Raw genomic sequence first — 10,673 nt, forward strand, 5'->3', positions numbered from 1 at the left:
TGTTCCGTTGTTGCGCAACAACGGAACAGCGGGCCAGGAACGCTTTTGCTACGCGTTCGCGATCAACCCAAGTTCAGCTTTCGATGCCAGCGCTGAGTGCTTCGGGAACACGCGGACCGTGTAGCCAAAGGAGCCGGACCGGTTGATGACCAGGGAGCCGTGGAACAGGTGCCGCCCGTTGCCGAGGTCCTCCTTGGCGTCCAGTTCGGCCACAACCACGTCGTCGAGTTCGTCGCTTTCCTCGGCGCGGCCAAAGGCTACCTCCACGGAGACGTCTTCCGGTGACAGGTCATTGAGGGCCACGTAGGCGTTGACCTGAAGGCTGTCACCCACCTGGGGCTCCTCGGACAAACCGACCGAGTCCACGTGTTCCACCACTACGCCGGGCCAGGCGCCGCGCACCTTGGATGTCCAGGCGGCGAGTTCCTTGGCTTCCTTGTGCGAGTCGGCGCTGGCGCGGCGTCCCGAAACGGCAGCCGGGCAGTACAGCAGGTTGACGTAGTCGTGCAGCATGCGTTCGGCGGACACGGCCGGGCCGAGGTGCGCCAGGGTGTGCTTGATCATGGACACCCAGTGCGTGGGGACCTTCTCCGTGCTGGATTCGGAAGGACCCGCGGCTCCGGCACCCTGGGAGACGGTGGTGCCGTAGAAGCGCGGTGCCACCTGGTTTTCGAGCAGTTCGTAAAGCGCTGCTGCTTCGATGTCGTCGCGTTCGTCGGCGGATGCCCCATTGTTGGCGGTGGGGATGGCCCAGCCGTTCTCGCCGTCGTACATTTCGTCCCACCAGCCGTCCAGGACGGACAGGTTGAGCGAGCCGTTGATGGCGGCTTTCATGCCGGATGTGCCGCAAGCCTCGAGCGGGCGCAACGGGTTGTTGAGCCAGACGTCGCAACCGGGGAACAGGGTGCGTGCCATGGCAATGTCGTAGTTGGGCAGGAACACGATCCGGTGGCGCACCTCGGGGTCGTCGGTGAAGCGCACCAGGTCCTGGATCATCTTCTTGCCGGCGTCGTCCGCGGGGTGGGACTTACCGGCGATGACCAGCTGGATGGGATGCTTCGGGTCCAGCAGCAGGGCCTTAAGGCGGGCGGGGTCGCGGAGCATCAGGGTGAGCCGCTTGTAGGTGGGGACGCGACGGGCGAAGCCGATGGTCAGTACGTCAGGGTCCAGCACCTTTTCGGTCCAGCCAAGCTCGGCGTCAGCGGCGCCACGCTTCTTCCATGAGGCGCGCAGGCGTCGACGCACGTCCTCGATGAGCTGGACACGGAGTTCGCGGCGGAGCGCCCACACGTCCTCGTCGCTGACGTTGTAAGCCAGGTCCCAGCGGCCCAGGGCTTCGGCTTCGGCACCGAACTGGTGACGGGCCAGGGACGAGATCCGCGGGTCGACCCACGTGGGCACGTGCACGCCGTTGGTCACCGAGGTGATGGGTACCTCAGAGTGGTCGAATCCCGGCCAGAGGCCGGAGAACATTTCGCGCGACACCACGCCGTGGAGCTTGGCCACGCCGTTTGCGCGCTGCGCCAGGCGCAACCCCATCACCGCCATGTTGAAAACGGAAGGGTTGCCGCCGTCGTAATTCTCGCGGCCCAGCTCCAGGATCCGGTCCACGGGCACATCGGGCGCAAGCCCGGCCTCGAAGAAGTGCTTGATCTGCACTGCCTCGAAGCGGTCAATGCCGGCGGGAACGGGAGTGTGCGTGGTGAACACGGTGGAGGCACGGCCTGCGGCCAAGGCTTCTTCCCACGTGAGGGGATCGTTGGCGTCCGCCATGGCTTCCTGGATGCGTTCGATGCCAAGGAATCCTGCGTGGCCTTCGTTGGTGTGGAAGACCTCGGGTGCGGGGGTGCCGGTGAGCTCCTGGTAGACGCGCAGGGCCTTGACGCCGCCCATGCCGAGCAGGAGTTCCTGCTGGAGCCGGTGGTCGCCGCCACCGCCGTACAGGCGGTCGGTGATGCCGCGGGCGGCTTCGTCGTTGGAGGGCACGTTGGAGTCGAGCAGCAGCAGCGGAACCCGCCCGACGTCGGCACGCCACACGTGCGCGTGGAGTTCCCGGCCGTTGGGCAGCGGTAGGGAAATCTGGACCGGTTTGCCGGGTACGCCATCCTTGGCGGGGTGGCGGAGCAAGGTCAGGGGCAGGCCGTCCGGGTCGAGGACGGGGTAGGTTTCCTGCTGCCAGGCATCACGGGAAAGCGACTGCTTGAAGTAGCCGGCCTGGTAGAGCAGGCCGACGCCGATGAGCGGCACGCCGAGGTCGGACGCGGCCTTGAGGTGGTCGCCGGCGAGGATGCCGAGCCCGCCGGAGTACTGGGGGAGTACCTCGGTGATACCGAATTCGGGCGAGAAATAGGCGATGCACTTTGGCGCGTCCTCGCCCAGGCCCTGGTACCAGCGCGGTTCGCTCAGGTAGCGGTCCAGATCGGCGGCGGCTTCCTGCACACGGTTCACAACGTCGCCGTTGGTGGCCAGCTCCTGCAGTTGCTCGCGGCTGATCGATCCAAGCAGCGCGATGGGATCGTGCTGCGCGGACTCCCAGAGAGCCGGGTTGAGGCTCGCAAAAAGCTCCCTGGTGGGCCGGTGCCAGGACCAGCGCAGATTGGTAGCCAGACGGGCCAAAGGCCGGATGGACTCGGGGAGGACGGTACGGACTGTAAACCTTCGAATTGCCTTCACGAGCGCCACACTAACCGACTCACATGGCAGCCGGAACCGCTTTGGGTTTCTTTTAGGTAAAAGACATCTTGCGTCGAGAAGAAAGGTCGTGTGCTTAGCATTCTGTGATTTTTGTCGCTAACGTCGTGCTTGTGACGAATATCCAGCGAACCAGCACCGCTCTGAAATCCAAGACCAAGACGGACATCACCGACGGACTTCGTTTCGGCCGGTTCCCCATCACAGCCGTCCAGCCAGTGGTTGAGGGTGGCCGCTTCCCGGCCAAAGCCCTCCCCGGCGAGGACATCCAGGTGGCCGCCACGGTGTTCCGCGAAGGACACGACCAGCTGGGCGTCTCGGCAGTTCTCCTGGATCCGCGCGGCAAGGAACGCCAGCGGGTGCGTCTGGAACCGTCCCAACAGGAACAGTGGAAAGGCCGTGACCGCTGGGAAGGCCTGCTGACGCCCACGGCGGCGGGGCCCTGGACCTTCGTCATCGAAGCCTGGCACGACCGTTACGGTACGTGGCACCACAACGCCGAAGTGAAGGTGGCCGCAGGAATCGACGTTGAGTTGATGCTCGCCGAAGGTGCCGTGCTCCTGGCCGGGGCAGCAGATGACGACGCCGGCCGCAGCGCTGCTGACAAGCGCACCTTCCGCGCAGCTTCAGTGGCGCTGGCCGACACCACCAAATCTGCCAAAGAGCGGCTTGCTGCCGGTTTCAGCGCAGAGGTGCTGGCCGCCGTCGGGCGTGTCCCGATCCGTGAGCTGGTAACCGTCTCCGAGCGGTTCCCGCTGAAGGTTGAACGCGACCTCGCCGGACGTGCCGCCTGGTATGAGTTCTTTCCGCGGTCCGAAGGCGCCGTCCTGGACCACGCCACGGGGGTGTGGACATCAGGCACCTTCCGCACTGCAGCCAAGCGCCTGGATGCCGTTGCGGAGATGGGTTTCGATGTCATCTACATGCCTCCGATCCACCCGATCGGATTCCAGCACCGCAAGGGCCGCAACAACACGCTGACCCCGGGACCGCAGGATCCCGGCTCGCCGTGGGCCATCGGTTCCAAGGACGGAGGCCACGACGCCATCCATCCGGAGCTGGGAACGTTCGAGGACTTTGACGCTTTCGTGGCCAGGGCCAATGACCTGGGCTTGGAAGTGGCCATGGACCTTGCGCTGCAGGCAGCCCCTGACCACCCCTGGGTCACCTCCAACCCGGAGTGGTTCACCACCCGCGTGGACGGCACCATCGCTTATGCGGAAAACCCGCCCAAGAAGTACCAGGACATTTACCCGCTGAATTTCGATAACGATCCTGCGGGAATTTCCAAGGAAATCCTGCGGGTGGTGCAGCTGTGGATCAGCCACGGCGTGAAGGTTTTCCGCGTGGATAATCCGCACACCAAGCCGGTGTGGTTCTGGGAATGGTTGATCGGGAAGATCAACAAGAAGAACCCCGAAGTGGTTTTCCTCGCCGAGGCCTTCACCCGCCCCGCGATGATGCATGCGCTGGGCCGCGCAGGCTTCCAGCAGTCCTACACCTACTTCACGTGGCGCAATACCAAGACCGAACTGGAGGAGTACTTCCACGAAGTCAGCCACGAGAGTGCGGCTTTCTTCCGGCCGAACTTCTTCGTGAATACGCCGGACATCCTCACCGAGTATCTGCAATTCGGCGGTCCTGCGGCCTTCAAGGTCCGCGCCGCCCTCGCTTCGACGGCCAGCCCGCTCTGGGGCGTGTATGCAGGCTACGAATTGTATGAGCACGTGGCCCGGCCGGGCGCCGAGGAGTACATCGACAACGAGAAGTTCGAGTACAAGGCCAGGGATTGGGACGGCGCTGCAGAGTCGGGACGCACCTTGGCTCCCTACATCACGCGGCTGAACACCATCCGCAAGGACCACCCGGCACTGGGGGACCTGCAGAACCTGACCCTGCACCGGAGTACGGATGACGCCACGATCGTGTACTCCAAGCACAAGACCCTTCCGGACGGCACCAAGGACACACTGATCATCGTGGTCAACGTGGATCCGCACAGCGCCCGCGAGAGCACAGTGTCCCTGGACCTCTCAGCGTTGCACCTGGACCCCGCGGACCTGGATGAGAACGGCCGCTACTGGGTTGACGACCTCATCAGCGGCCAGAGCTGGGCGTGGGGCGAGCACAACTACGTCCGCCTGGACGCCCACGTTGAGCCGGCCCATGTGCTCAGCATCCGGAGGCAGCCTTAAGTGAGTTTCTCTCCGCAAAACCCGAGCCAGTACTTCACTCCGAAGAACACCTTCGAGCTGAACGCTCCCGGTCTCCAGCATGATCCCCACTGGTACCGCAAGGCTGTGTTCTACGAAGTACTGGTCCGGGCCTTTGCGGATGCCAACGGCGACGGTTCGGGAGACTTCCAAGGCCTGATCGACAAACTGGACTACCTCCAGTGGTTGGGCGTTGACTGCCTCTGGCTGCCGCCGTTTTTCCATTCGCCCTTGCGTGATGGCGGTTACGACATTGCCGACTACACCTCGGTGCTGGACGAGTTCGGCACCATCAGCGACTTCAAGCGGCTCGTGGCAGAAGCCCACGCGCGCGGCGTCCGCGTAATCATCGACCTCCCGTTGAACCACACCTCGGACCAGCACCCGTGGTTCCAGGAATCACGGAAAGATCCCACGGGACCCTACGGCGATTTCTACGTCTGGAGCGATACGGACGAGAAGTACCAGGACGCACGCATCATCTTCGTGGACACGGAGGAATCCAACTGGACCTTCGATCCCATCCGGCGCCAGTTCTTCTGGCACCGCTTCTTCAGCCACCAACCTGACCTGAACTTCGAGAACCCCGCCGTGGTGGAGGCCCTGCACGACGTCATCCGGTTCTGGCTGGACCAGGGCATCGACGGTTTCCGGGCCGACGCCGTTCCATACCTGTTCGAGGAAGACGGCACCAACTGCGAAAACCTCCCCAAGACCCACGAGTTCCTCCAAGGGCTGCGCAGGATGGTGGACGCGAGCTACCCGGGCCGGGTGATCATCGCCGAAGCGAACCAGCCGCCGCACGAGGTAGTGGAATACTTCGGGACCGAGGATGCGCCGGAGTGCCACATGGCCTTCCACTTCCCCATCATGCCCCGCCTGTACTACGCGTTGAGGGACCAGAAGGCTGCGCCGATCATCGAAACGCTGCGCGATACACCTGGCATCCCCCGGGGTGCCCAGTGGGGAACGTTCCTGCGCAACCACGACGAGCTGACCTTGGAGATGGTGCCTGCGGACGAACGTGCGGCGATGCTCGGCTGGTACGCTCCCGACCCCCGCATGCGGGCGAACATCGGCATCCGACGGCGGCTGGCACCGCTGCTGGACAACTCACGGTCCGAGATCGAACTCATCAACGCCCTGCTGTTGTCCCTTCCCGGAAGCCCGTTCCTGTACTACGGGGACGAGATCGGGATGGGTGACAACATCTGGCTGGACGACCGGGATGCCGTGCGCACTCCGATGCAATGGAATCCGGACCGCAACGCAGGTTTCTCCAGTGCGGATCCCGGCAAGCTCTTCCTCCCCGTGATCCAGTCGCTCGTGTACAACTTCGGGATGGCGAACGTGGAGGCGCAGGCCGCGCACTCCGGTTCGCTGCTCCGGTGGACCCGGCAGATCCTCAGCGTCCGCAAGAACCACCCCGCGTTCGGCCTGGGCAACTTCCGCCACATCGAGGCCGACCACGAGGTGGTTCTTGCGTATGTCCGGGAACTTCCGCCGGGCAATGCCGAAGGCGAAACCGCAGAAACCATCCTGTGCGTCTTCAACCTTTCACAACATCCAGTGGCCGCCTCCCTGGACCTGCCTGAGTTTGTTGGCAGGGGATTCCGGGACATTTTCGGCGGTCAGCCCTTCCCCGCCGTGGGCGATAACGGCCAACTCAATGTCATGTTGGGAAGCCACAACTTCTACTGGTTGCGGCTGCGCTCTGCGTCTTCCAACCCATCGTCGCCCTTTACGCAGGCGATTCCCGTGGTGTCGACCAAAGGATGAGATGAGCAAGGGAACACTTAACCCCGCCATTGAAAGCCTTCTCCGGAACTGGCTGCCCACCAAACGCTGGTTCCCGGTGAAGAATCCCGACTTTGCGCTGGAGCGCGTCGGAGGCTTCCACCTCCCGGATCCGGGAGGGAGTCCGGCCTCGGAGGTCCTGCTGCTCGGAGTGACATACAAGACGTCCGACGGCGGTCCCCGGACCGACGTGGTGCAGGTCCCCTTGAGCTTCCGCAGCCAGCCCCTGGCCGAGGCACCGGCGGCCCTGCTTGGCGAGGTAACGGACCCGGAGCATGGCCTGCAACTGGTCTACGATGCCGTCTTCGACGACGCCTTCATTGGGTCGTGGCTTGAACTGATGCGCGAAGGCGGCGCAGCAGGGGACGGCGCCGTCCGCGGTCACCTCGCGCGGGGACGGGTTGCCTTGCCTGGGCGCCCCACCTCCGTGAAGGTCCTCTCCAGCGAGCAGTCCAACACTTCCGTCATAGTGGACGACGGCGGATCGTCGGCGATCGTGAAGATCTTCCGTGTGTTGGCGGCCGGGAAGAACCCGGAAATCGAGCTGGGTGCGGCCCTCACCGCGGCAGGTACGAGCGAGGTGCCCGCCACGCTCGGTTGGATCACCGGCTCCTGGGACTCGGCTGGAAATCCATCAACGGGTGAGCTCACCGTTGCCCACGAGTTCCTGCACGGTGGCCAGGACGCATGGCGTTTGGCGGTTGAGGCTGCTGCCTCCGGAACCGACTTCACGGCTGAAGCGCGCGGGCTGGGTGCTGCCACGGCAACAGTCCATGCGCGTCTCTCGGAAACCTTCGGTGCGATCGACGGCAGCGGCCAGGGAGCCCACATTGTCGCAACGCTCGCCCGGCGGGTCCGCCAGTCGTGGGCTGAGGCGGCTGCCGCCGTCGGGCCTTACGACCAGAGCCTTGATGAGTTGCTGTCCGCCTTGGATGCCGGTGCCGTTGGCCAGTTGCAGCGCGTCCACGGCGATCTCCACCTCGGCCAGATCCTTTGGGTTCCAGCCGCCGAGGGAGAGCCGGGCAGGTGGGCCATCCTCGACTTCGAGGGCGAGCCCCTTCGCACCATCGAGGAACGTAACACTCCGGACCTGCCGCTGCGCGATGTGGTGGGAATGCTCCGTTCCTTTGACTACGCCGCGGGTGCCGCCGTCCGTGAAAATGCGGAGGCCACGGTGTCCGGATCCTGGGTGGAGGACTGCGCTGAAGCGTTCCTTGCCGGTTATGCCGAAGTCAACCCCGGAACCGTGGACCGCGGCTCGCCGCTCTTTGTGGCATTGTGGCTGGACAAGGCCTTATACGAGGTGGTTTACGAGCTGCGGAACCGGCCGGACTGGCTGTCCATTCCGGTCAACGCAGCACGGCACATCCTCGACAAAACGAGCCGCGGCAAGCACGCCGCGGCTACAGCGGAAGGTAATGACATGACTGGCTCTGCACGCACCGAACGGCCCCGGGTCCCCATGCCGGTGGACCCCGAGACCTTGGCCCGTGTGGCAGCCGGTGCCTACCATGCACCGCACTCCGTGCTCGGCGCGCACCTTGACGATCATGGCCACGTGACCATCCGTACGGTGAAGCACCTTGCCAAGTCCGTGACGGTGGTGACTGAAACCGGTCGCACGCCCATGGAGCACGAATCCAATGGTGTGTGGGTAGCGGTTTTGGAACCGCTTCAGGCCGGCCACGTGCCGGATTACCGCTTGGAAGTGGTGTACGACGCCGAAACGGTCACCATTGATGACCCTTACCACTACCTGCCCACGGTGGGTGAAGTGGACCTGCACCTCATCGGTGAGGGCCGGCATGAGCGGCTTTGGGACGTCCTGGGCGCGCACCTGCAGGACTACCGCACCTCGCTGGGGGACGTCTCCGGTGTTTCTTTCGCTGTGTGGGCGCCGAACGCACAGGCAGTCCGGGTCAAGGGCGACTTCAACGGCTGGGATGGCCGGAACCATGCCCTCCGGTCCTTGGGTTCGTCCGGTGTTTGGGAAGCCTTCATTCCTGGGGTTGTAGCAGGGGCGTGCTACAAATACGAGATCCTGACCCGCGCCGGCCACTGGGTGGAGAAGGCCGACCCCCTGGCGTTTGGCACGGAGGTCCCTCCACTGACAGCATCCCGGGTAGTTGACTCCAGCTACCGCTTCAAGGACTCGGAATGGATGGCGGCGCGTGCCCAGCGCGATCCGCACAACTCGCCCATGAGCGTCTACGAAGTCCACCTCGGCTCCTGGCGCCTCGGCCTTGGCTACAAGGAACTGGCCAAGGAACTCGTGGAATACGTGAAGTGGCTTGGCTTCACCCACGTGGAATTCATGCCCGTGGCCGAGCACCCCTTCGGCGGATCCTGGGGCTACCAGGTCACGTCCTACTTCGCGCCGACATCCAGGTTCGGGCACCCTGACGAGTTCCGGTTCCTGGTTGATTCACTCCACCAGGCGGGCATCGGCGTGCTCTTGGACTGGGTCCCCGCGCATTTCCCCAAGGACTCGTGGGCCCTGGCCCAATTCGATGGGGAGGCGCTGTACGAACACTCCGACCCGGCACTGGGGGAACACCCGGACTGGGGTACGTTGATCTTCGACTTCGGCCGGCGCGAGGTACGCAACTTCCTGGTGGCCAACGCCCTTTATTGGCTCGACGAATTCCACATCGACGGGCTGCGGGTGGACGCCGTTGCGTCCATGATCTACCTGGACTACTCCCGCGAGGAAGGCCAGTGGCGGCCCAACAAGTTTGGCGGCCGTGAAAACCTTGAGGCGATCTCCTTCATGCAGGAAGTCAACGCCACGGTCTACAAGACGCACCCCGGTGCGGTGACCATCGCCGAAGAGTCCACGGCGTTCCCGGGAGTCACGGCTCCCACCAGCCAGGGGGGACTTGGGTTCGGACTCAAATGGAACATGGGTTGGATGCACGACACCCTGAAGTACATTTCCGAAGACCCGGTCAACCGCAAGTGGCACCACGGAACCATCACGTTCTCCCTGGTGTATGCGTTTTCGGAAAACTTCCTGCTGCCCATCAGCCATGACGAGGTTGTGCACGGCAAGGGCTCCATGCTCAGGAAGATGCCCGGCGACCGCTGGCAGCAGCTGGCCAACCTCCGCGCCTTCTTCGCATACCAGTGGGCCCACCCCGGCAAGCAGCTCATCTTCATGGGCACGGAATTCGGGCAGGAAGCAGAGTGGTCCGAGCAGCACGGGCTGGACTGGTTCCTTGCCGATATTCCTGCGCACCGCGGACTCCAGTTGCTGGTGAAGGACATCAATGCCGTCTACGCGGACACCCCGGCCCTGTATAGCCAGGACAACGACGCCGCCGGATTCCAATGGATCAATGGTGGAGACGCTGACAGGAATGTCCTGACCTTCGTGCGATACGACCGTGACGGCAAGGCGCTGGTTTGTGCCGTGAACTTCTCCGGCGGGCCGCACGAGGGCTACATCCTGGGGGTTCCGTCGGCAGGGGAGTGGAGGGAAGTGCTCAACACCGACGCCGAAGCCTATGGCGGTTCCGGCGTGGTGAACAGTGGGACGTTGAAGGCTGTCTCGCCCGGTACGGATGGCCAGCCGGCCGCGCTGACCGTAACACTTCCGCCGCTCGGCGCCTCCTGGTTCACGCTGGCTGACTAGTCGGCTTTGCCGGGCAGGAGGCCCGGTCCCAATGGGACCGGGCCTCCTGCCTTGTGTTTCAGGGGTTTTCGCGGCCACCGAGGGAGCGGCCCTCCCTCGGTTTTGCGATCCGGGAAGAGTAGGCGTATAGTTAGTACCCGCGCTGCTCCTCGAGCAGGGATCGCAAGCTGACAAGAAACCGCAAGGAAAAATCAAGTCAAGCTTGCCGATTTGACTCGGATGAAGTGCGCGGGTAAGTTTGAAAAGTTGCTCCGGAGCGATCTGGTGGCCTGTGTGGTTGCTGGTGGTGCTGGTTAGTGTCTGTTGTTTGAGAACTCAATAGTGTGCCAAGTTTGTTG

4 protein-coding genes are annotated in these 10,673 nt (G+C 63.9%); 3 read left to right on the forward strand and 1 reads right to left on the reverse strand.

Features of this window, described 5'->3' with window-relative positions; all coding sequences use genetic code 11:
• Window positions 1-48: 48 nt before the first annotated feature.
• Window positions 49-2,673 (reverse strand): alpha-glucan family phosphorylase, encoded by a 2,625-nt coding sequence (glgP, locus tag ACIQT2_RS18785; RefSeq protein WP_400336025.1) that lies wholly within the window; start codon window positions 2,671-2,673, stop codon window positions 49-51.
• A 131-nt stretch (window positions 2,674-2,804) separates the two neighbouring features.
• Here glgP and ACIQT2_RS18790 point away from each other — a divergent pair, with 131 nt between their 5' ends.
• The 3 genes from ACIQT2_RS18790 to ACIQT2_RS18800 are packed head-to-tail and all read left to right on the forward strand — an operon-like array spanning window position 2,805 to window position 10,335.
• Window positions 2,805-4,886 (forward strand): alpha-1,4-glucan--maltose-1-phosphate maltosyltransferase, encoded by a 2,082-nt coding sequence (locus tag ACIQT2_RS18790; RefSeq protein ID WP_402949443.1) that lies wholly within the window; start codon window positions 2,805-2,807, stop codon window positions 4,884-4,886.
• Window positions 4,887-6,683: a maltose alpha-D-glucosyltransferase gene (gene treS, locus ACIQT2_RS18795; RefSeq protein ID WP_400336029.1), complete on the forward strand. Its 1,797-nt coding sequence runs from the start codon at window positions 4,887-4,889 to the stop codon at window positions 6,681-6,683. It begins immediately after the preceding gene.
• Between the two features lies 1 nt (window position 6,684).
• Window positions 6,685-10,335: a 1,4-alpha-glucan branching enzyme gene (locus tag ACIQT2_RS18800; RefSeq protein WP_402949446.1), complete on the forward strand. Its 3,651-nt coding sequence runs from the start codon at window positions 6,685-6,687 to the stop codon at window positions 10,333-10,335.
• Window positions 10,336-10,673 lie beyond the last annotated feature (338 nt).

The organism is Paenarthrobacter sp. NPDC090522, assembly GCF_044769225.1.
In the GTDB taxonomy this organism is placed as follows: domain Bacteria; phylum Actinomycetota; class Actinomycetes; order Actinomycetales; family Micrococcaceae; genus Arthrobacter.

Coding starts and splice junctions, on each gene's coding strand:
- ACIQT2_RS18800 (WP_402949446.1), top strand. CDS start 6,685: ATGAGCAAGGGAACACTTAACCCCGCCATTGAAAGCCTTCTCCGGAAC.